This is a genomic window from Klebsiella sp. X1-16S-Nf21 (assembly GCF_002837615.1).
GTDB lineage: Bacteria > Pseudomonadota > Gammaproteobacteria > Enterobacterales > Enterobacteriaceae > Klebsiella > Klebsiella variicola.
In genome coordinates this window covers 45,893-66,053 of record NZ_PJDK01000028.1, presented here as the reverse complement: position 1 = coordinate 66,053, position 20,161 = coordinate 45,893, and the positions used below count along the sequence as shown (strand labels likewise).

Sequence of the window (20,161 nt, the reverse complement as noted above, 5' to 3'; positions counted from 1 at the left end):
GCATACATAAACCAGGCGCGTGAGTCATGCACCTGGTCATCAAACAGCGCCCTCACCAGCCCGGCAGGCTGCTCCGCGTTGCTGGCCTCCCCGGCATCGGGAAAGAGGACGGCCACCCGGGCCTCTCCGTCACGCTTCATGCGCCGGTATTCGTGCACTTCATCATCGGTATTGAGAACGAAAATCACCGGCTGCAGCACGGTATCCAGCACCAGCTGCGCCAGGTTATCCGGGATACGGTAACCGTCGTGGTAATCCTTTCCGAACTCCTTCGCCGCGTCGAACAGCTGGGTTTGATCCATCTTTGGGTCAAAATCCTTCACGCCCGGCTGCAGAACCAGCTCATCCATCCTGTCAGGAGACTGGTTTGCTATCTGGTTCTGGCGAGCCCTGAGCACCGCCGCCTGTTTTTCATCACGAGCCTCTTCTGCCGCCTTCCGCGCGGCAGGCAGCGCTTCGGTATTCGTGGCGCGCTGATAGAAGGGCGTTTTCAGCATCGTGCCTCTGGCATAGCGGTCGATGCGCCAGGCGGTGATCCAGGCCATCTGCTCAGCAATGACGGTTTCCAGACTGCCGCCGGCGGCAAGTGGTTCGTAGTGAGAGGCTACTTCGGGATCGAACGCTTTCGGCGTGGTTTGGCCCAGAGTGAGTTCGCGCCAGGCGTTGAAGCGTGCACTTAAAACTTCAGATACGAAGAATTGCTCCCCCAAATCAAAAGGCATACTCCTCCATTGATCTTGAGACAACTCTTTAGGTAATACGGTCTTCGGTACTTTTAGTGGAGCGCCCGCGGAAAATGCTGAAGCGTACATATCATTTAAAACTATCTGAGATAGCAATAAACTATCATTCTCACCATTCGCTTTCCCCTGATCCCCCGGTGGATATCCTCCCCCGATATCCGAGTGCATCCCCGGGTAAACCACCTCTCTGGCACAGGGCGGGTATTTGCCGTTTGCCCGCCGCACCGAGTCCAGCGGAAAGCAGAGACGCTGCTCATGCCCGGAAACCAGGTGGACACATTTTTTTATCAGCCCGCCATAGGTTTCATCATCCGGCAGCTCCATCGTGCCGTCTGCCCAGGACATATGCCCGTCGGCAACCGGCACCACATGCGCCACCCCGACGGAGGCCACCGTATCCAGCAGCCCGAGAAACTCCACGCTGACGGGCAGCTGCATCCCGCCTGTATGCAGGCACTGCGGCGGTTTTTCACCCTCCGCCGCCGGCGGGGGCAGCAGTTCGCTCAGCCAGCGCACAAAGGTGCGCGCCGCTGCCGCGCCGCGGGAAAAACCATAGACATACAGCTTGATGCCTGTCAGTTTCGGCTTGCCCGGCTCAGGCTGAATCAGCATCGGCATCAGTTTCGGGGCAAGACCATTCAGCAAGCGAGTGAACTCTTCATAGCGGTTATGGCTGCCGCCAAACCACAGCCGGTTCCAGCTGGTGCTCATTTCTTTCAGTGAACGACGACTCTCTGTGGTGGTCAGCCATTTTTCGGTGGCACTAAACATCAGCACATCGATTATGCGCAGCAGCGCCCAGTTAATCCGATCCTCCCCCTTAACTGCCCCCACCAGACCCATGGTGGAATAGTCCGGGTCATTCACTTCCGGGAACGGGGTGCCCACGCCAGGCATATAGAACTTAAAATATTTCCCGTCCCCCCCGCCGTTATCATCAAACAGCTTGCTCTGTTCGTCAGATGGCACCCCGCCAGCCGTACCCGTTCCAATAGTTGCCCGAAACAGCCGGGCGATATTAGTCGGATGTTTCGGCTTCGCGATAAAAAAGTCATGATTTAAGTTATTACCGGTACCATCGAAAAACAGACTGATGTGCAGCGTCTTGCAGCACGGCGGCTCCACGCGCCGTCCCGCAGCCAGGCACAGTTCCTGATGATAGCGCCGCTCGTCGCTGTTCTGCTGATGGCAGTTCTGCCCAACCTGCAGCGCCCGGCCCGGCAGACGTCCCTGCGGCGGAAACGGCGGCGGGACCCAGGCGGCATGGGTTTCGGTTATTTCGGACATACAGCGGGCTCCTTCATCCTGACGGGCTCTTTTATCGGATAGTTCGCATTTCTCGGTGACCAGCAGCTGGTGGTCACTTTCACGTCATCGCAGGGCAAAAAGTGAACCGTAATGCCGCACACATCCTGGCCGTTATAGTCGGGTAGCGGGACGGTTTTGCTGTGCTGGCGGTTGTTTTGTTTTAAATTATCTCTCCACTCTCTGTATTTTTTTGAATCAGCAAATCCAGGAAAACCTTCAGTCGATGCCTCACCACTTTCCCAGTCAACGCGCACCGTCATACCCGGCGTCCAGCGGGCGGGCACGCTGAAGCAGCAGCCGCCTCCGCCGCCCTGAAACGGGCCTATAATGTCGATCCCCGACTGGCCGTTGATACTGAAGTGGTTAATTGCCCATTTGGTGTGGTTGATGGCTTTTATTGTGCCGCCACCGCCGCCTCCGGCCTGTGCGGCAGGCTGCGCGCAGCCGGTTAACAGCAGCAGACCCGCCAGCAGCGGGCTGATTAATGCAGATTTCATTGGACTCTCCCTGTCGGTTTGAGGGTGATTAAGTGAGGGTGATGCCATCCTGAGTAAACGAAGGCGAGCTACTTCGGACAGACGGCCGGCTCCTTCATCCTGACGGGCTCTTTTATCGGATAGTTCGCATTTCTCGGTGACCAGCAGCTGGTGGTCACCTTCACGTCATCGCAGGGTAAAAAGTGTACCGTAATGCCGCACACATCCTGGCCGTTATAGTCAGGCAGCGGGACGGTTTTACTGTGCTGGCGGTTCTGGGCCTTCATTTTCTTAGCCCAGGCAAGGTACTTTTCATCATTGCCAAAGCCAGGAAATCCTTCCATATCCCCCACTCCGGTTTCCCAGTCAACACGCACCGTCATACCCGGTGTCCAGCGGGCGGGCACGCTGAAGCAGCAGCCGCCACCGCCCCCCTGAAACGGGCCTATAATGTCGATCCCCGACTGGCCATTGATACTGAAGTGGTTAATTGCCCATTTTGTGTGGTTGATGGCTTTTATTGTGCCGCCACCGCCGCCTCCGGCCTGTGCGGCAGGCTGTGCGCAGCCGGTTAACAGCAGCAGCCCCGCCAGCAGCGGGCTGATTAATGCAGATTTCATCGGACTCTCCCTGTCGGTTTGAGGGTAATGAAGGGATGGTGATGCCATCCTGAATAAACGAAGGCGGGCTACTTCGGACAGACGGCGGGCTCCTTCATCCTGACGGGCTCTTTTATCGGATAGTTCACATTTCTCGGTGACCAGCAGCTGGTAGTCACCTTCACGTCATCGCAGGGTAAAAAGTGCACCGTAATGCCGCACACATCCTGGCCGTTATAGTCGGGTAGCGGAACGGTTTGGCTGTGCTGGCGTTTTTGGGCATCAATGTCTGCTATCCAGGCTTTGTATTTAGCCCTGTCGGCAAACCCCGGGAAACCCGCGGATGAACCCTGCCCGGTTTCCCATTCAACGCGCACCGTCATACCCGGCGTCCAGCGGGCGGGCACGCTGAAGCAGCAGCCGCCACCTCCCCCCTGGAACGGGCCTATTGAATCGATGCCCGACTGGCCGTTGATACTGAAGTGGTTGATCGCCCATTTTGTGTGGTTGATGGCTTTTATTGTTCCGCCACCGCCGCCTCCGGCCTGTGCGGCAGGCTGTGCGCAGCCGGTTAACAGCAGCAGACCCGCCAGCAGCGGGCTGATTAATGCAGATTTCATCGGACTCTCCCTGTCGGTTTGAGGGTGATTAAGTGAGGGTGATGCCATCCCGGGGAAACGGAGGCATGCTACTCCGGACAGACGGCGGGCTCCTTCATCCTGACAGGCTCCTTTATCGGGTAGGACGAACTGCCGTAGGTGTAACAGCTGGTGGTCACCTTCACGTCATCGCAGGGTAAAAAGTGCACCGTAATGCCGCACACATCCTGGCCGTTATAGTCGGGCAGCGGGACGGTTTTACTGTGCTGCCTCTTTTGGGCATCAATCCCTTTTTTCCAGGCCTTGTATTTTTCCCTGTCGGCAAATCCAGGAAAACCTTTAGAACCACCAACGCCTGATTCCCAGTCAACACGCACCGTCATACCCGGCGTCCAGCGGGCGGGCACGCTGAAGCAGCAGCCGCCACCGCCCCCCTGAAACGGGCCTATAATGTCGATCCCCGACTGGCCGTTGACACTGAAGTGGTTGATCGCCCATTTTGTGTGGTTGATGGCGTCAATGGTGCCGCCGCCGGCCCGGGCGGCTGGCTGTGCGCAGCCGGTTAACAGCAGCAGACCCGCCAGCAGCGGGCTGATTAATGCAGATTTCATCGGACTCTCCCTGTCGGTTGAGGGTGATTAAGTGAGGGTGATGCCACCCCTGGGAAACGGAGGCGAGCTACTTCGGACAGACGGCGGGCTCCTTCATTCTGACGGGCTCTTTTATCGGGTAGGACGGACTGCCGTAGGTGTAACAGCTGGTGGTCACCTTCACGTCATCGCAGGGTAAAAAGTGCACCGTAATGCCGCACACATCCTGGCCGTTATAGTCGGGCAGCGGGACGGTTTTACTGTGCTGCCTCTTTTGGGCATCAATCCCTTTTTTCCAGGCAAGGTATTTCGCCTCATCAGCAAACCCCGGGAAACCCGCAGATGAACCCACCCCGGTTTCCCAGTCAACGCGCACCGTCATACCCGGCGTCCAGCGGGCGGGCACGCTGAAGCAGCAGCCGCCTCCGCCCCCCTGAAACGGGCCTATTGAATCGATACCCGACTGGCCATTGATACTGAAGTGGTTAATTGCCCATTTTGTGTGGTTGATGGCGTCAATGGTGCCGCCACCGCCGCCTCCGGCCTGTGCGGCAGGCTGCGCGCAGCCGGTTAACAGCAGCAGACCCGCCAGCAGCGGGCTGATTAATGCAGATTTCATCGGACTCTCCCTGTCGGTTTGAGGGTGATTAAGTGAAGGTGATGCCAGCCTGAATAAACGGGGCGTGCTACTTCGGACAGACGGCCGGCTCCTTCATCCTGACGGGCTCTTTTATCGGATAGTTCACATTTCTCGGTGACCAGCAGCTGGTAGTCACCTTCACGTCATCGCAGGGTAAAAAGTGCACCGTAATGCCGCACACATCCTGGCCGTTATAGTCAGGCAGCGGAACGGTTTTGCTGTGCTGACGGCTTTGGGCCTTCATTTTCTTAACCCAGGCAAGGTACTTTTCATCATTACCAAAGCCAGGGGAACCTTCTGTATCACCCACCCCGGTTTCCCAGTCAACGCGCACCGTCATACCCGGCGTCCAGCGGGCGGGCACGCTGAAGCAGCAGCAGCCACCGCCGCCCTGGAACGGGCCTATAATGTCGATGCCCGACTGGCCATTGATACTGAAGTGGTTAATTGCCCATTTTGTGTGGTTGATGGCTTTTATTGTTCCGCCACCGCCGCCTCCGGCCTGTGCGGCAGGCTGTGCGCAGCCGGTTAACAGCAGCAGACCCGCCAGCAGCGGGCTGATTAATGCAGATTTCATCGGACTCTCCCTGTTCATCGGATCCTCCTTATCCGCGTTCAGACCGTTGTCGTCAGAACGTCCTCCAGCCAGCTGGCCGGCAGCGCGGCTTGCCCCCGCGCCAGTTGCTGTTCCGCTTTCCGCGCCTTTTGCTGTGCGACAACGGTTCCCGGCTCGTGGGTAAATGCCCGCAGCTGCTCCCCTCCGGGCAGCTCCGGCAGCGCTTCCCCGGTTATCTTGTCCAGCACCGCCACCTCCAGCGAGCGCACGGCGCCTGTCGCGGCCAGCCCGGCCAGCTTGCCGGTCAGGCGCTTTTGCCGGAAACTGAGCACGACACCCGCGGTCACGGTCGCAAAACCCACCAGGTCTCCGGCGAGCACCAGCGGCGAGAGCGGTTTACTGCAGCGCTCGCTGAAGTAAATCATCTGGTAGCGGAAGTAACCGGTCCACATCTCGCGCGTGCCAAGCGCGGCATACATAAACCAGGCGCGTGAGTCATGTATCTGGTCATCAAACAGCGCCCTCACCAGCCCGGCAGGCTGCTCCGCGTTGCTGGCCTCCCCGGCATCGGGAAAGAGGACGGCCACCCGGGCCTCTCCGTCACGCTTCATCCGCCGGTATTCCTGCGCTTCATCATCGGTATTGAGAACGAAAATCACCGGCTGCAGCACGGTATCCAGCACCAGTTGCGCCAGGTTATCCGGAATACGGTAACCGTCGTGGTAATCCTTTCCGAACTCCTTCGCCGCGTCGAACAGCTGGGTTTGATCCATCTTTGGGTCAAAATCCTTCACGCCCGGCTGCAGAACGAGTTCGTCCATCCTGTCAGGAGGCTGGTTTGCTATCTGGTTCTGGCGAGCCCTGAGCACCGCCGCCTGTTTTTCATCACGAACCTCTTCTGCCGCCCTCCGCGCGGCAGGCAGCGCTTCGGTATTCGTGGCGCGCTGATAGAAGGGCGTTTTCAGCATCGAGCCTCTGGCATAGCGGTCGATGCGCCAGGCGGTGATCCAGGCCATCTGCTCAGCAATGACGGTTTCCAGACTGCCGCCGGCGGCAAGTGGTTCGTAGTGAGAGGCTGCTTCGGGATCGAACGTTTTCGGCGTGGTTTGGCCCAGGGTGAGTTCACGCCAGGCGTTGAAGCGTGATATTAATTCCGGTGCAGCGACAAAATCTCTAATTTGCTCAGCATCAAGAGCGCGCCAACTATCCTTTCTTAAACTCTCCGGTAAACTAAATTTATTGACTTTCAGTGGCGCGCCAGCAGAAAAAGCGCTTGAATACAGGTCATGCAACACTATTTGTGACAACAGATAGCCATCATGTTTAGCATTCGCCTTCCCCTGATCCCCCGGCGGATATCCTCCACCGATATCCGAGTGCATCCCCGGGTAAACCACCTCAGTGGCAAAGGGCGGGTATTTGCCGTTTGCCCGCCGCACCGAGTCCAGCGGAAAGCAGAGACGCTGCTCATGCCCGGAAACCAGGTGAACACATTTTTTTATCAGCCCGCCATAGGTTTCATCATCCGGCAGCTCCATCGTGCCGTCTGCCCAGGACATATGCCCGTCGGCAACCGGCACCACATGCGCCACCCCGACGGAGGCCACCGTATCCAGCAGCCCGAGAAACTCCACGCTGACGGGCAGCTGCATCCCGCCTGTCTGCAGGCACTGCGGCGGTTTTTCACCTTCCGCCGCCGGCGGGGGCAGCAGTTCGCTCAGCCAGCGCACAAAGGTGCGCGCCGCTGCCGCGCCGCGGGAAAAACCATAGACATACAGCTTGATGCCTGTCAGTTTCGGCTTGCCCGGCTCAGGCTGAATAATCAGGGGCTTCAAATCAGAGGCCAAATCATTCAGCAAACGAGTGAACTCTTCATAGCGGTTATGGCTGCCGCCAAACCACAGCCGGTTCCAGCTGGTACCCATTTTTTTGAGGGATTCACGGCTGGCTCCTTCGGACAGCTTTATGCTGTTGTTTTCCTTGTCCTTACTCAGGCGCATTAGCACATCAATAATCCGCAGCAGCGCCCAGTTAATCCGATCCTCACCCTTAACTGCCCCCACCAGACCCATGGTGGAATAGTCCGGGTCATTCACTTCCGGGAACGGGGTGCCCACGCCGGGAATATAAAACTTGAAGTATTTTCCTCCACTGTCTTTTACCCCATCCAGCGGCATCTTTTTGGTATCAGTGACGCCGCCGGCGGTGCCGTCGCCAATGGTGGCGCGAAACAAACGCGCGATATTGGTCGGGTGCTTCGGGTTCGCGATAAAAAAGTCATGATTTAAGTTATTGCCGGTACCGTCGAAAAACAGGCTGATGTGCAGTGTCTTGCAGCACGGCGGCTCCACGCGCCGTCCGGCAGCCAGGCACAGTTCCTGGTGATAGCGCCGCTCGTCGCTGTTCTGCTGATGGCAGTTCTGCCCAACCTGCAGCGCCCGGCCCGGCAGACGTCCCTGCGGCGGAAACGGCGGCGGGACCCAGGCGGCATGGGTTTCGGTTATTTCGGACATACGGCGGGCTCCTTCATCCTGACGGGCTCTTTTATCGGGTACGACAGACTGCCGTAGGTGTAACAGCTGGTGGTCACCTTCACGTCATCGCAGGGTAAAAAGTGCACCGTAATGCCGCACACATCCTGGCCGTTATAGTCGGGCAGCGGGACAGTTTTGCTGTGCTGCCGATGACTGGCTTTTATTTTCTTTTCCCATTCAAGATATTTATTCCAGTTTTCATATCCCGGGAAATCATCAGTTGAAGCTTCCCCACTTTCCCAGTCAATGCGTACCGTCATACCCGGCGTCCAGCGGGCGGGCACGCTGAAGCAGCAGCCGCCACCGCCACCCTGAAACGGGCCTATAATGTCGATCCCCGACTGGCCGTTGACACTGAAGTGGTTTATTGCCCATTTTGTGTGGTTGATGGCGTCAATGGTGCCGCCGCCGGCCCGGGCGGCTGGCTGTGCGCAGCCAGTTAACAGCAGCAGACCCGCCAGCAGCGGGCTGATTAATGCAGACTTCATCGGACTCTCCCTGTCGGTTTGAGGGTGATTAAGTGAGGGTGATGCCATCCCGGGGAAACGGAGGCGAGCTACTCCGGACAGACGGCGAGCTCCTTCATCCTGACAGGCTCTTTTATCGGGTACGACGGACTGCCGTAGGTGTAACAGCTGGTGGTCACCTTCACGTCATCGCAGGGTAAAAAGTGCACCGTAATGCCGCACACATCCTGGCCGTTATAGTCGGGCAGCGGGACGGTTTTGCTGTGCTGACGTTTTAGTGCTTTGATTTTTTTATACCAAACTCTTTTTTGTTGGTTATATTCTGCTATTTCTTCGGTCCAGACTTTATTATCCTGCCCTTTATAATTCGGATAAGCAGGTTCAGGAATTTCAGGAATGTCTCTGGCAAATGCGACTCCACTTTCCCAGTCAACGCGCACCGTCATACCCGGCGTCCAGCGGGCGGGCACGCTGAAGCAGCAGCCGCCACCGCCACCCTGGAACGGACCTATAATGTCGATGCCCGACTGGCCGTTGATACTGAAGTGGTTGATCGCCCATTTTGTGTGGTTGATGGCGTCAATGGTGCCGCCGCCTCCGCCTCCGGCCTGTGCGGCTGGCTGTGCGCAGCCGGTTAACAGCAGCAGACCCGCCAGCAGCGGGCTGATTAATGCAGATTTCATCGGACTCTCCCTGTCGGGTGAGGGTAATGAAGGGATGGTGATGTCACCCCGGGGAAACGAAGGCGTGCTACTTCGGACATACGGCGGGCTCCTTCATCCTGACGGGCTCTTTTATCGGGTAGTTCGCATTTCTCGGTGACCAGCAGCTGGTGGTCACCTTCACGTCATCGCAGGGTAAAAAGTGCACCGTAATGCCGCACACATCCTGGCCGTTATAGTCGGGCAACGGGACGGTTTTACTGTGCTGACGGTTCTGAGAGCTCATTTTTTTCTCCCAGACTTTATATTTTTCGTAATCAGCAAATCCAGGAAAGCCTTCAGTCGATGCCTCACCACTTTCCCAGTCAACGCGCACCGTCATACCCGGCGTCCAGCGGGCGGGCACGCTGAAGCAGCAGCCGCCTCCGCCTCCCTGAAACGGACCTATAATGTCGATGCCCGACTGGCCATTGATACTGAAGTGGTTAATTGCCCATTTTGTGTGGTTGATGGCGTCAATGGTGCCACCGCCGCCTCCGGCCTGTGCGGCTGGCTGTGCACAGCCGGTTAACAGCAGCAGACCCGCCAGCAGCGGGCTGATTAATGCAGATTTCATCGGACTCTCCCTGTCGGTTTGAGGGTAATGAAGAGAGGGGTGTACTCAGCCAGACCAGGCTTTTCATTCTGAAGGTCTCTCACTGGTTTTTACGTCCGCAAACCACTTCTTCATTACCCAGTCTTCACGAGCGTCATCCAGAAGAAGACCCTGGCGTGTCGCCTCCACCATGCCCTGGTAACAGGCCGAAAACAGTGACTGTCTTGAGTCAAACATGCCCGCAGGCGGAGCACAGTGCGACAACATGACGATGACATCGCTGATACACATCAGATGCTCAAGCTGGCGATCGCTGAGTTCTATTTTGGGCGCATTTTCATCGCGTTCCGGCGGGAGACCACTGCCTTTGATGCCTTTCGCCTGGCCGTCAAAATCCTGCCACGCCCAGAACAGGGCCGGACGCATCAATGGCTCTTGCTGCTCTTCACTGAGAATGTGTGTAAACAACAGCGGAAATACCCGGGTATCGTAAAAGCGTAAAATTCCGCTGCGCCCTTCCTGCAGAATATCCATACACTGCGTGAGCCAGTTCGCCAGCGCCGAAAAGGGCCAGTATGTGCAGAACAGGAGCAGCGGCGCCTGGATGGCAAGTTGCTGGCTGATATCCTGTAACCAGCGCATTTGCTCATGATCATCAAGCGTAAAGCGCGCCACCAGCGGAGCATCATCGACAATAAATGCTTCCGGAAGTCCATGAAAAAGCGACTGCCACTCAACTGACAGCGAATTCAGCGCCGGAATAACGGAAAAATCCACCCCCGCCTGATCGATAATGACATGCAGATAATCCGTTTCGAAAGCCCGACAGGTTCCGGCGACCTCTTCAATCCATTGTCTGGTCATCTATGCCTCCCGCGGCACGAAGCCCTGCGCCAGCGCCTGGGCTTTTTTAAGGCACTCTTTACACACCGATGCCGGTAGCTCAGGCAAGGGAAACGCCTCGCTGACCGGCCCCTGCAAATCATGCTGTCCCTTAAGGCTAATCACCCCCGGTCCGTGGATCTGTACCTCTCCCTGCGGGGTAAGACGGATATATGCGCCGCCGCAACCCAGGGTGATGCCATTTTTAGCCGTCAACTGCAGATGCCCCTGGGTTGACTGGACGGTGATATCTTTTAGCGCGGTCAGCGACAGAATCTCGCCGTGCGACTCTACTTCCAGCGGACCTTTGGCGGAGACCAGCCTCATCCCCTCCTGTTGCGCCAGCAGTGAAATAGCCTGGCTGGCATTCAGAGAACAGCGCTGTGCCGTGGTGATGTTGACCTCCCCCAGGCTCTGCAGATACAGCCCGTTACCGCTGTGCAGGAGGGTTGTTTCCGGCGTGACTGCGGCAATCCCCTGCGGGGCCGACATCAGCAATGTCGGCTGTTTAAGATCGCTGGTGCCTGTGGTCAGTGCGCTTAATGGGCCGGTGTCTGGGATAACATTATGATGGGTTTGCGTAATGCTTCCCCATTCCGTGACCTGATTCACCGCACCTTTCAGCAAACTGACCGCCGGCTCCATCGCCAGCACCTGCCCCCGGGCCTTTGCCTGTCCGTCCGCGCTGATAAAAATACCCTTCTGTGCCCGGATAGCTCCCCAGCTGTCGGTTCTTAGCTCAAAACCGTCCCCGCGCTGCTGCTTTTCAGCATCCACGAGATGGCCGAGGTTCAGCTGGCTCTTGCCGCCATACTCCGTCGACACCTTGATATGTTCTTTCCCGCGCTCATCGTCGAGGCGGATTTTGTTGTTGGCCGGGGTGCGCAGAACGTTGCGTTTGTCATTGCGGATGGTGACGTGGTCGCCGTGCGCCGAGTCGTGCAGCACGCCCGCGATATACGGCCGGTCAGGGTTACCATCCTCAAAGCCAATCGCCACCTCCGTCCCCGCCAGCAGCGGCAGGTGCAGGCCGTAAGTGTCTCCGGCATACGGTCGCGACTGACGGACCCACAGACTCTCGAACCCGGTTTCCCAGCGCGCCCGGTCAAACAGCATATTCACCCGGTAGCGCCCGTGTTTATCGATATGCCCGTAGGTGTCGTTTTCCCGGGTGCTGGTCACGCGGGCCGGCAGCGTCCCGGCCATCACCGGACGCGCACCTGGCTCAGGCCGGTAGCCGACGTCCGGGCTGTCCGGTATGCCGGCAAACTCCACCGCAAAGTCGGCATCGCGCCGGGCATGGCTGTGCATCGCCGTGACGAGCACGCCATGAGCAAACTCCCCGGCCACCTCCTCTCCGCCGGTGACCTTCAGCACCTGCCCCGGGCAGAGCGTCGGGCAGCTGGTGATGGCCTGCATCCGGGTCTGGCCGTTAAGATAACGCTCATGACGAAGGCGGGCGTAAAACGCCCCGGACTCCGGCGCCGGATGGCGGTCATGGACATTCCCCGCGGTCAGGTAGTTATCTCCCCAGTGGTAAGCCTCACCAAAGGTGGTCGTCTCCCCGCGGGTGACATCCACCTGCGCGTTCATGTCCGCCGTCGCCTCGCGGTAGTTGTAGTCGCGGGTACTGACCTGCTGCTCCACGACGCGGTGGCGGCATGCCATCTCCCACACCGCGTCCACCCCGGCCGACTGCTGCCCTGACGGCGGGACCGAAGGCAACGTCAGCCCCTTCTCATAGCCCTGCTGACTGTCGCAGAACTCAGCGACGTCGATGTGCAGCCGCGTGTCGGCGGAAAAGCGAAACCAGATCCCCACCTCACCCAGCAGCCGGGTGATAAAGCGCAGGTCATCCTCGCCGTACTGCATCACCTGCTCGCGGCGCGGATACGTTTTTGTCAGCGAGAACAGAAAATCCTGACCGCGCAGGCCGTGGCGCTCGCGGAGGATTTTTTCCACAATCTGCGGAACGGACTGGTCCTGGTAAATGGCGTTCTGGTGCGAGCGGTTAAGCAGCGCCAGGCGCGGCTGAAGCGTCAGCGCGTAGTGCGTTTCATCCCTGGAGGTACTGAGCCGTTCAAACCCCGTCACCACGCCTTGGATAACCCGCACGGGTTGCTGAACATTGATGCCGAAGCCCTGAGCCACCGGCGCCTGCAGCGTCAGGGAGGCTGCCTTCATCAGCATCATCTCTTTGCTGATGGCATGGTCTGCGCTGGTGAATTCGATACGGTAGCGGAACGGCTGGCTCAGGGCTTCATCGCCCTCAAACGCCAGCACATCAAGCCCGGCTTCACATCCCTTCACCGAAAGCAGGTGGTGGTTGTGGCTGAACAACAACGATTTCACGCTACTCATCGGCGATCGCCCCCTCGTCAAACGCCATCACGATGCCTTCCTCTTCGTGATACCCCAGCGTCACCTGGCGCGGTTTCTGCCCCGCCGCCATATGGCTCAATAGCTGCTGGCTCAGCGCCGGCAGGATCTGCTGATTCAGCAGACTATCGACGTTGCGGGCGCCGGTGTCCGGTAGCAGGCAGGCCTCGGTCAGCACTTCGAACAGGCTCTCGCTGAGGGTGGTGGTGATTCCGTAATGGCAAGCCAGACGCTGACTCACCTGACCGAGCTTGATCCCGACAATGGCGCGCAGCGCAACCGCCGGCAGCGGACGGTAAATCACCGTCTGGAAGCGGGCCAGCAGCGCCGGCTGGAAGTGGCCGCGCAGCACCGGGCGCAGCAGCTCGTGCAGGTCTGATTCACTGGCCTCCGGCTGTTCATCCAGCAACTGCATCAGGAGGTCGCTTCCGAGGTTGGCGGTCATCAGGATCACGGTGTTGCGAAAGTCGATTTCACGCCCCTCGCCGTCGCGCATTACCCCCCGGTCGAAGACCTGGTAGAACAGGTTCATCACATCGCGATGGGCCTTCTCCACCTCATCGAGCAGCACCACGCTGTAGGGGTGTTTGCGCACCGCCTCGGTCAGGATCCCGCCCTGGCCGTAGCCGACGTAGCCCGGCGGAGAACCCTTCAGCTGGCTGACGGTGTGCGGCTCCTGGTACTCGGAGAGATTGATGGTGATCAGCGCTTTCTCGCCGCCGAACAGCGCCTCGGCCAGGGCGAGCGCCGTTTCCGTTTTGCCGGTGCCGCTCGGCCCGACCAGCAGGAACACCCCCTGCGGACCGTTCTCCGGCGTCAGGCCGGTTTTCGCGGCGCGCAGGCGCCGGGCAATGGCGCTCAGGGCCGCCTCCTGGCCAACCACCCGTTTGCCGAGGCTCTCTTCCAGACTCAGCAGCTCCGTCTGCTCATCTTTCATTAGCGAGGAGAGCGGCACGCCGGTCCAGTCGGCAATCACCGTCGCCACGGTGCGGACGTCGACGTCCAGCCCGAGCAGCGGATTGCCCTGCTGGACGGCAATAAGTGCGTTTTGTAGATCGCTAATTTCCGCCTGGCGGGAGATATCGCGGCGACAGGCGAGCAGCGCCTCCGTCAGCTGCAGCTCCTGACCATACTGAGTTTCGAGGGTATCCAGCGCCAGAATAAGGCGGATCTCCTCCTGCTCAATGGCCGCCAGCCGTTCGCCGTGGGCGCTGTTGCCCAGCGCAATATCTTCCAGCAGCGCCTGCTTCTCCATCGCCAGCGCGGTGAGCTGCGCCTTCATGCGGGTCAGCGGCTCAGGCACGGTATCGAGACTCATACGCAGGCGGGCGGAAGCGGTGTCGAGTAAATCCACTGCCTTGTCCGGCAGCTGGCGGCCGGTGAGATAGCGTCGTGACAGCGTCACGGCGGCGCGCACCGCATCATCCGTGATATGCACGCCGTGGTGGTCGGCATAGCGGGACTTCAGGCCACGCAGCATCAGGCAGGCGGTGTCGTCGTCCGGCTCATCCACCTTGACCATCTGAAAGCGGCGCTCCAGCGCGGCGTCGCGCTCGAAGTACTGCTTGTATTCACTCCAGGTGGTGGCGGCGATGGTCCGCAGCTCGCCCCGGGCCAGCGCCGGCTTCAGCAGGTTGGCGGCATCCGCGCCGCCCGCCTGATTACCCGCGCCGATGATCGTGTGCGCCTCGTCGATAAACAGCAGCACTGGCGAAGGCGACTGCTGCACCGCCTCAATGATATTTTTCAGCCGCTGCTCAAACTCGCCTTTGACCCCGGCGCCGGCCTGCAGCAGACCGAGGTCAAGGGTGCGCACCGACACCGGCTTCAGCGCGTCGGGGACGTTGCCTTCGGCTATGCGCAGCGCCAGGCCTTCCACCAGGGCGGTCTTCCCCACGCCCGGCTCACCAACGAGGATCGGGTTGTTTTTTCGCCGACGGGAGAGAATATCCACCATCTGGCGGATTTCCGTGTCGCGTCCGAACACCGGGTCAATCTGGCCATCTCTGGCTTTGGCGGTGACGTCGAGAGTGAATTTGTCCAGCGCGTTCTGCAGCGCCGGGTTGAGCCCATCCGCATTCAGTTCACCGCTCGCAGGACGCCCCACAAATTCCACGTCCCCGCCATGGGGCTGCGCCAGGGCCGCTTCCTGCTGCGCTGGCGGACGTTCGTCGGACTGGGCATCAAGCAAGGGGCGCAGGCGTTCCAGCTGACGCTGGCCCAGCGTTAACAGCGGCCACAGGCCATCGCACTGGATCAGATTCTGTTTTTCAACCAGCGCCATCAGCAGGTGAACACTGCGGATCTGCGCTTCGCCGCTGAGAGAGGCAATCAGCCAGGCCTCCTGCATCAGCCTCAGGGTATGGTCAGAGAGCTGGGGACGATGACGTACCGAGCGCGGCTGTTTATCCAGCCAGCTCAGCAGATCCTGCCACAGCGCATCCATATCCCATTCATAGCGCCGCGCCAGCACCGTCAGATCGCCTTCCCCCTGTTCCAGCAGCTTGAGCAGCCAGTGCTCGGGCAGGATCTCGGCATGCGCCCGGGTCTGGCACAGGGAGGCCGCCCCCTCCATTGCGCGGGCACAGCAGGGATTAAGACGGCGTAACAGGCTGGCTGGATTTTCCATGAGATCCTCTCTTATTGGTTCCGGACACGCTACCGCCCGTCGCTGTTCCCGAACAGGAACCCACAGCGCACAGGGTCAGGCAGGCAGATTGTGTTTTTCTTTGCTGAGAACCCGTATCTCAGGCGCTCAGCAAAAAACGGCGGGCAGAGAAACGCTGCCCGCATCAGGCGATCGCCCGCAATAATCCCCGGCCGCAGCGATAACGATGCGGCCGGGATGAGCGAACGTCGCCTGTGCGCCAGCGGCGCGAAATATGACGGGCAATTACGCGGTGGCGCGTTCGTTCCAGCTATCGGAGTGAATGATGTTGCCGTCTTTATAGGTCCAGGTGATCTTCTCGTAGCGCAGCTCAATCTGTTCCAGATGGTTGTGCTTCTCGTAGGCGGGGTTTTTGATGTCGTGCATCAGGGGATTCACTTTCACCACCTTGACGTTCTCAAGTTTGGTATTGAAATACTCCACTTCCTGGCCGGCATCGTTGATTCTGTACCACTTGAACTCAGCGGATTTCAGGGTCTGGCCGGTGGTCACCGCCTTGTACAGGTAGGGGCTGGAGGAGTCGATCTCCTTGGTGAACAGGAACGGCGTATGGATACGCGTGCCGGTCAGTTTGCCGGTGTTGTTATCGGTCGGGATGTACAGGTTGTGCTCCTGAGCCACCACTTCGATACTGCCTTCACGATCCTGAACGTCGACAGACCCTTTAATGTCCGCGCCGCCATCGTCTTTCAGCCAAAGATAAACAGGAATTGCCATGGAATTACTCTCCATTGTGTAGTGAAGCGCCATCATCCTGGGATGACGCAGAGGGTTGGTCCGGTAACCGGCAGGCGTCTACCTGCGGCACCAGACTGATTTCGACACGACGGTTCAGCGCACGGCCCTCCGGCGTATCGTTTGTTGCAATTGGTCGGCTTTCGCCATAGCCCTGAACGGCAAAGCAGCTGTCCGGCACGTCGCCGGTATCGCGCATCCAGTCGCGGACCGATTCCGCACGTTTCAGCGACAATAGCTGGTTGGCTTTTTCCTCACCCACGCTGTCGGTGTGACCCGCCACCACGATCAGCCACCCGGGCCTGGCCTTAATGTCCATCAGTGAGTTGACCAGCCGCTTTGTCGAACCGGGCTTCAGTACCCATTTCCCGGTATCGAATAGCGACATGCTGTCAAGGCGGATGACGTTCGGCGCGACGCGCTGCACCGGCCTGGGCGGCGGTGGCGGCGGCACGTAACCGCGAATCGCCTCCAGCAGCGGCAGGCGAATCTGCTCCCCGCGATACAAGCCCAGACTCAGGCGCAGCGGGACGCCGTTACGCGCCCAGCTATCCAGCAGCGCGGCATCTTCACGCAGCACCCTGACAGCGCTGGCTTTTGGCCGATAATCATCCATCGCAATCCGCTCATAACGGGCAATATCGACGCCCACGCGCTGCAGCAGTTGTCGATTGTTCCAGCCACTGCTGAGCAGCGCGGCGACAGCCGCGAGGGTGAAAATCGCGAGCGCCGCGCGCCAGGCCCTGCCTCGTGGCGTGAGTCCCCGTCCCGCCGGTAACTGCGGCAGGATGAATTCCGGCAACGCTGAAGCGTCCTCGGTGTCGCTCTCATCTGGCTGCCAGCCAGCTACCCGCGACAGGCCGCTATGTCGGGATAACCACGTCGTCCAGGCCGACGATGCCAGACTTCCAGGCAGCGAGGGCCCGAGCCCCCACAGCACGGCCGCTGGGGTCAGAGGCGGCAGGTCGGTATTTTCTTCCGTCAACACGGCATGGACGTGCTGTTCAAACCAGCCCATCAGGCTGTTCATCAGCACCTGCTGCTCCAGCGCGGCCGCCCCGCCGGCGCTTACCCAGGCCGGTACGGAACAGGGGGCGCAGGAGGGCTGCCAGACTTTCACCGCTTCGCCCGGCATCGCCGCCTGCCACAACAGGTCGCGACTCATCGCGCTGCCCACCTGCCCCTGCAGCGCCAGCGGTACGGCATACCCCGTCTGCTGACGCAGCTGGCTGAGTTGCCAGCGCAGGGCCAGCAGAGCGCTGGTCAGCGCATCGCTTTGCGCATGCCGCTGCGGGCAGACGCAGAGCAGCACCGACAGCTGAGGCCCCCATTCCGGCCGCTGGCTCAATACCTGGCGCGCGATCTGCTGCAGCTCCTCCGTCTTTTCCACACGGATCCAGCAGCCCTGTTTGACGACCCGCACCGGTGACGCTTGCGGCCAGACAAACGGCAGATCGCCGCAGACGAGGACCACCGGCTGGCGATAAGCGACCGCCGGGAGATGGTCCAGGCTTGACGCAACGTTACGTCGGGTACGACGACTGGCGATGCGCCAGATCCCGATGATCAGGGCCAGCGTGACCAGCAGAATGAGCCACGCCCCCCAGCGGGGAACCGGCAAAAATAGCAGGCACACCATCGCACTCAGCAGACTGGCCCACAGCGCCAGCCCACGCTGCTGCGCGGGGCTCATTTCACCGACCCCGGTAACAGGGTCAGCAGCAGGTGATCGAGCCAGTGGTTCAGCCCCCACCACAGGACGAGTACCACCATCACGCTCAGGCCAATTCGCACGGGCCAGGAGGCCAGCCAGCCGCTTATCCCCAGTCCGGCGCGATTCTCTACCAGTACGGGAGCGGTTGACGGGCATTGAAAAGGTGGGACATGCTCACTGAGCGCGTTGATCAGCTTCAGGCGCTCGGGATCGTTGAGGGAGCGAAAGCTGCCAACAAAACCCAGCAGCATCACCCGCTGAAAACAGGTGACCACGGCCAGGTCTGGCGCCGGTTCACGCAGCACATCACGCATCCGATCGCACAGCGTATCACCGGCATCCATGGTGCCGAGGAAGTGCCCCTGCAGCGGAATGTCATACCACTGCAGGCAGGCCTCATCCTCCACGCCGCGCCCTTTCACGGCTTCATCGAGCAGCGCGCACTGGGCGGTGAGAATATGCTGACAGCTGGCGTCATCAAGCCCGCTCGCCTTCAGCTCATGTTGCACGCGCTCGACATCAGCAACACAGCGCTGCCATAGCGTGTACCCTTCCTCATCGCGGAACTGCGGGCCGTGGCGCAGGCTGATAACCTGTAGCCAGGTGTTCTGCAGCAGCGCATCAATATCAATGGACGCGGCGTTGCCGCGTTTAGGCTCATTCACGTTCGTAGTACCGCAAAAAGTTCAAGTTCAGGCTCACCGAGCATCCCCGGGACGTAGAACATACAGGTGCCGCTCTGCAGCATTTCCGTCGCCAGAGGGTGGGACACATCGAGGCTGAAATACTGATTTTCCAGACGCAGCGGGATCGCCGCCGGCACATGACGCAATGGCGTGAGGGGCACCCCTGTCCGCGAGGAGTTGACGATGGCTTTGACATGATCCGGACTGCCCACTTTGCACTGTCGCGGAAACTGCTCCTGCAGTCGGGCGACCGGTACCGAAGAACGAACCGACAGGTAGTAGTCAGCCCCTTCCCGCAGCCGGGCATCGTGCAGACGCGCCTGCCAGAAGTGCAGCCGGGCATCATGCTCCAGCGCAATCGCCACCACCCGCGACGGCAGGCTCGCCTCCAGCAGGTCGCTCAGTAAATCAAACAGCGGCGGAAAAACCGCGTTCAGCTGGTCATGCTGATAAATCGGGACGGCATTCGCCTGATGGGTGAGCGAAAAGGTCAGCAGGCTGCCAGCCAGGCGCGCCAGCTCCGGATAGAGGCGTTCCGGCGGGCTCTGTTGGTAACGCAGAAAGTACCCCAGCACCGGCTCGGCGCTGTTCAGCGCGTTCAGCAACCAGAACAGAGAGACATCGGCCACGGCAAAATCAGCCATCCGTTCATTGCTCTCGCGACGCATGGCCATCAGGCGCGTCAGACGAGCCCGAAGCTGAGTAAGCAGCTGTTCAAGCTGCGTCGCCAGCCAGCGGCTGCCCTGGATCTGCAGCAGCGGCGGGAGAAACGTCTCGTCGATAAGCCAGGCCCCCTGCGAGTCCCGCTGCAGGCGAACAAGCGGACAGGTCAGGTAATCGCTGTTGTCCTGATGGGCGAAACGGAGGGTCAGCTCCGGCTGCATGACGGCAATCTGTCGGGTATCTTCCCCGAACTGGTTGCGGACATCGCGCCAGTGCTGCCGGAAGCGCACCGGCCTTTCGGCCACCTCCTCCGGCTTCAGGCAGTTGCCGCCATTCGCCTGCATCAGGGGCAGCGCCAGCACGATCACCGCCTCGCCGTCCGCGCCGTCCAGTGACTGCGCGGACGGCAGCGCATCGGCATTGTCCGTATCAATCATCGTGCCATCCTGGAACCGGACCTGCAGCCTGTGAGCCTGCAGGCGGCCCAGTTTAAGCATCTCTGGTTCGAAGGTCGCCTTAACCACTCCCCATGGATGGTTAAGACCTATCCGGGCAATCACTTCCGCAGTCCAGGCTGCATACGCAGCCTGCTGTTGAAAATGCTGGGGCGACACCATAATGCCCCGGCCCCACAACGGACGTTCCGTTTTCATCATCGTCCGAAC

Annotated in this window: 18 protein-coding genes; all 18 read right to left on the bottom strand. The window is 59.8% G+C overall.

Annotation, left to right across the window (positions count from 1 at the left end; genetic code table 11):
* Window positions 1-2,030, bottom strand: a 2,030-nt coding sequence (locus CW267_RS31065) for a T6SS phospholipase effector Tle1-like catalytic domain-containing protein (protein ID WP_101148635.1), incomplete at its 3' end; no start/stop codon positions are given.
* Window positions 2,018-2,548, bottom strand: a complete 531-nt coding sequence (gene tli1, locus CW267_RS14680; protein ID WP_040148545.1) for a T6SS immunity phospholipase A1-binding lipoprotein Tli1-KP — start codon at window positions 2,546-2,548, stop codon at window positions 2,018-2,020. The genes CW267_RS31065 and tli1 (CW267_RS14680), both read right to left, overlap by 13 nt.
* Window positions 2,549-2,616: 68 nt before the next feature.
* Window positions 2,617-3,147 carry a T6SS immunity phospholipase A1-binding lipoprotein Tli1-KP gene (gene tli1, locus CW267_RS14675; protein WP_086070525.1) on the bottom strand — a complete coding sequence of 177 codons (531 nt, stop codon included), beginning with the start codon at window positions 3,145-3,147 and terminating at the stop codon, window positions 2,617-2,619.
* Between the two features lie 68 nt (window positions 3,148-3,215).
* On the bottom strand, window positions 3,216-3,746 hold the full coding sequence (gene tli1, locus CW267_RS14670) for a T6SS immunity phospholipase A1-binding lipoprotein Tli1-KP (protein ID WP_047666448.1): 531 nt from the start codon (window positions 3,744-3,746) through the stop codon (window positions 3,216-3,218).
* A 68-nt stretch (window positions 3,747-3,814) separates the two neighbouring features.
* On the bottom strand, window positions 3,815-4,336 hold the full coding sequence (gene tli1 / locus CW267_RS14665; protein WP_047666447.1) for a T6SS immunity phospholipase A1-binding lipoprotein Tli1-KP: 522 nt from the start codon (window positions 4,334-4,336) through the stop codon (window positions 3,815-3,817).
* Window positions 4,337-4,403: 67 nt separating this feature from the next.
* Entirely contained in the window at window positions 4,404-4,934 is a 531-nt protein-coding gene (tli1, locus tag CW267_RS14660) for a T6SS immunity phospholipase A1-binding lipoprotein Tli1-KP (protein WP_101148634.1), read from the bottom strand.
* A gap of 67 nt (window positions 4,935-5,001) precedes the next feature.
* Window positions 5,002-5,532: a T6SS immunity phospholipase A1-binding lipoprotein Tli1-KP gene (gene tli1 / locus CW267_RS14655; RefSeq protein ID WP_100781769.1), complete on the bottom strand. Its 531-nt coding sequence runs from the start codon at window positions 5,530-5,532 to the stop codon at window positions 5,002-5,004.
* 38 nt (window positions 5,533-5,570) lie between these two features.
* Entirely contained in the window at window positions 5,571-8,024 is a 2,454-nt protein-coding gene (locus tag CW267_RS31060) for a T6SS phospholipase effector Tle1-like catalytic domain-containing protein (protein ID WP_101148633.1), read from the bottom strand.
* Window positions 8,012-8,533: a T6SS immunity phospholipase A1-binding lipoprotein Tli1-KP gene (gene tli1 / locus CW267_RS14645; RefSeq protein ID WP_012968404.1), complete on the bottom strand. Its 522-nt coding sequence runs from the start codon at window positions 8,531-8,533 to the stop codon at window positions 8,012-8,014. Before tli1 (CW267_RS14645) ends, CW267_RS31060 begins: the two co-directional genes overlap by 13 nt.
* A 68-nt stretch (window positions 8,534-8,601) precedes the next feature.
* Window positions 8,602-9,195 (bottom strand): DUF3304 domain-containing protein, encoded by a 594-nt coding sequence (locus tag CW267_RS14640; protein ID WP_025713202.1) that lies wholly within the window; start codon window positions 9,193-9,195, stop codon window positions 8,602-8,604.
* A gap of 67 nt (window positions 9,196-9,262) precedes the next feature.
* Entirely contained in the window at window positions 9,263-9,790 is a 528-nt protein-coding gene (gene tli1 / locus CW267_RS14635) for a T6SS immunity phospholipase A1-binding lipoprotein Tli1-KP (RefSeq protein ID WP_012541977.1), read from the bottom strand.
* Window positions 9,791-9,853: 63 nt separating this feature from the next.
* Window positions 9,854-10,633 carry a DUF4123 domain-containing protein gene (locus CW267_RS14630; RefSeq protein ID WP_012541978.1) on the bottom strand — a complete coding sequence of 260 codons (780 nt, stop codon included), beginning with the start codon at window positions 10,631-10,633 and terminating at the stop codon, window positions 9,854-9,856.
* Complete coding sequence (locus CW267_RS14625) at window positions 10,634-13,003, bottom strand: type VI secretion system Vgr family protein (protein ID WP_025713200.1); 2,370 nt, start codon at window positions 13,001-13,003, stop codon at window positions 10,634-10,636.
* A 1-nt stretch (window position 13,004) separates the two neighbouring features.
* Window positions 13,005-15,659, bottom strand: coding sequence for a type VI secretion system ATPase TssH (gene tssH, locus CW267_RS14620; protein ID WP_100781377.1), 2,655 nt, complete (start codon window positions 15,657-15,659; stop codon window positions 13,005-13,007).
* Window positions 15,660-15,923: 264 nt separating this feature from the next.
* Window positions 15,924-16,415, bottom strand: a complete 492-nt coding sequence (gene hcp / locus CW267_RS14615; protein ID WP_002902160.1) for a type VI secretion system effector Hcp — start codon at window positions 16,413-16,415, stop codon at window positions 15,924-15,926.
* Between the two features lie 4 nt (window positions 16,416-16,419).
* Window positions 16,420-18,126 carry an OmpA family protein gene (locus CW267_RS14610; protein ID WP_100781376.1) on the bottom strand — a complete coding sequence of 569 codons (1,707 nt, stop codon included), beginning with the start codon at window positions 18,124-18,126 and terminating at the stop codon, window positions 16,420-16,422.
* Window positions 18,123-18,812, bottom strand: coding sequence for a type VI secretion system protein TssL, short form (tssL, locus tag CW267_RS14605; protein ID WP_100781375.1), 690 nt, complete (start codon window positions 18,810-18,812; stop codon window positions 18,123-18,125). Before tssL ends, CW267_RS14610 begins: the two co-directional genes overlap by 4 nt.
* Complete coding sequence (gene tssK / locus CW267_RS14600; RefSeq protein ID WP_165787442.1) at window positions 18,809-20,152, bottom strand: type VI secretion system baseplate subunit TssK; 1,344 nt, start codon at window positions 20,150-20,152, stop codon at window positions 18,809-18,811. Before tssK ends, tssL begins: the two co-directional genes overlap by 4 nt.
* Window positions 20,153-20,161: the final 9 nt, after the last annotated feature.

What these genes read in the sequence shown, in the direction of transcription:
- tli1 (WP_040148545.1), bottom strand. Translation starts at nt 2,548, where the DNA reads ATGAAATCTGCATTAATCAGCCCGCTGCTGGCGGGTCTGCTGCTGTTA.
- tli1 (WP_086070525.1), bottom strand. Translation starts at nt 3,147, where the DNA reads ATGAAATCTGCATTAATCAGCCCGCTGCTGGCGGGGCTGCTGCTGTTA.
- tli1 (WP_047666448.1), bottom strand. Translation starts at nt 3,746, where the DNA reads ATGAAATCTGCATTAATCAGCCCGCTGCTGGCGGGTCTGCTGCTGTTA.
- tli1 (WP_047666447.1), bottom strand. Translation starts at nt 4,336, where the DNA reads ATGAAATCTGCATTAATCAGCCCGCTGCTGGCGGGTCTGCTGCTGTTA.
- tli1 (WP_101148634.1), bottom strand. Translation starts at nt 4,934, where the DNA reads ATGAAATCTGCATTAATCAGCCCGCTGCTGGCGGGTCTGCTGCTGTTA.
- tli1 (WP_100781769.1), bottom strand. Translation starts at nt 5,532, where the DNA reads ATGAAATCTGCATTAATCAGCCCGCTGCTGGCGGGTCTGCTGCTGTTA.
- CW267_RS31060 (WP_101148633.1), bottom strand. Translation starts at nt 8,024, where the DNA reads ATGTCCGAAATAACCGAAACCCATGCCGCCTGGGTCCCGCCGCCGTTT.
- tli1 (WP_012968404.1), bottom strand. Translation starts at nt 8,533, where the DNA reads ATGAAGTCTGCATTAATCAGCCCGCTGCTGGCGGGTCTGCTGCTGTTA.
- CW267_RS14640 (WP_025713202.1), bottom strand. Translation starts at nt 9,195, where the DNA reads ATGAAATCTGCATTAATCAGCCCGCTGCTGGCGGGTCTGCTGCTGTTA.
- tli1 (WP_012541977.1), bottom strand. Translation starts at nt 9,790, where the DNA reads ATGAAATCTGCATTAATCAGCCCGCTGCTGGCGGGTCTGCTGCTGTTA.
- CW267_RS14630 (WP_012541978.1), bottom strand. Translation starts at nt 10,633, where the DNA reads ATGACCAGACAATGGATTGAAGAGGTCGCCGGAACCTGTCGGGCTTTC.
- tssH (WP_100781377.1), bottom strand. Translation starts at nt 15,659, where the DNA reads ATGGAAAATCCAGCCAGCCTGTTACGCCGTCTTAATCCCTGCTGTGCC.
- hcp (WP_002902160.1), bottom strand. Translation starts at nt 16,415, where the DNA reads ATGGCAATTCCTGTTTATCTTTGGCTGAAAGACGATGGCGGCGCGGAC.
- CW267_RS14610 (WP_100781376.1), bottom strand. Translation starts at nt 18,126, where the DNA reads ATGAGCCCCGCGCAGCAGCGTGGGCTGGCGCTGTGGGCCAGTCTGCTG.
- tssK (WP_165787442.1), bottom strand. Translation starts at nt 20,152, where the DNA reads ATGATGAAAACGGAACGTCCGTTGTGGGGCCGGGGCATTATGGTGTCG.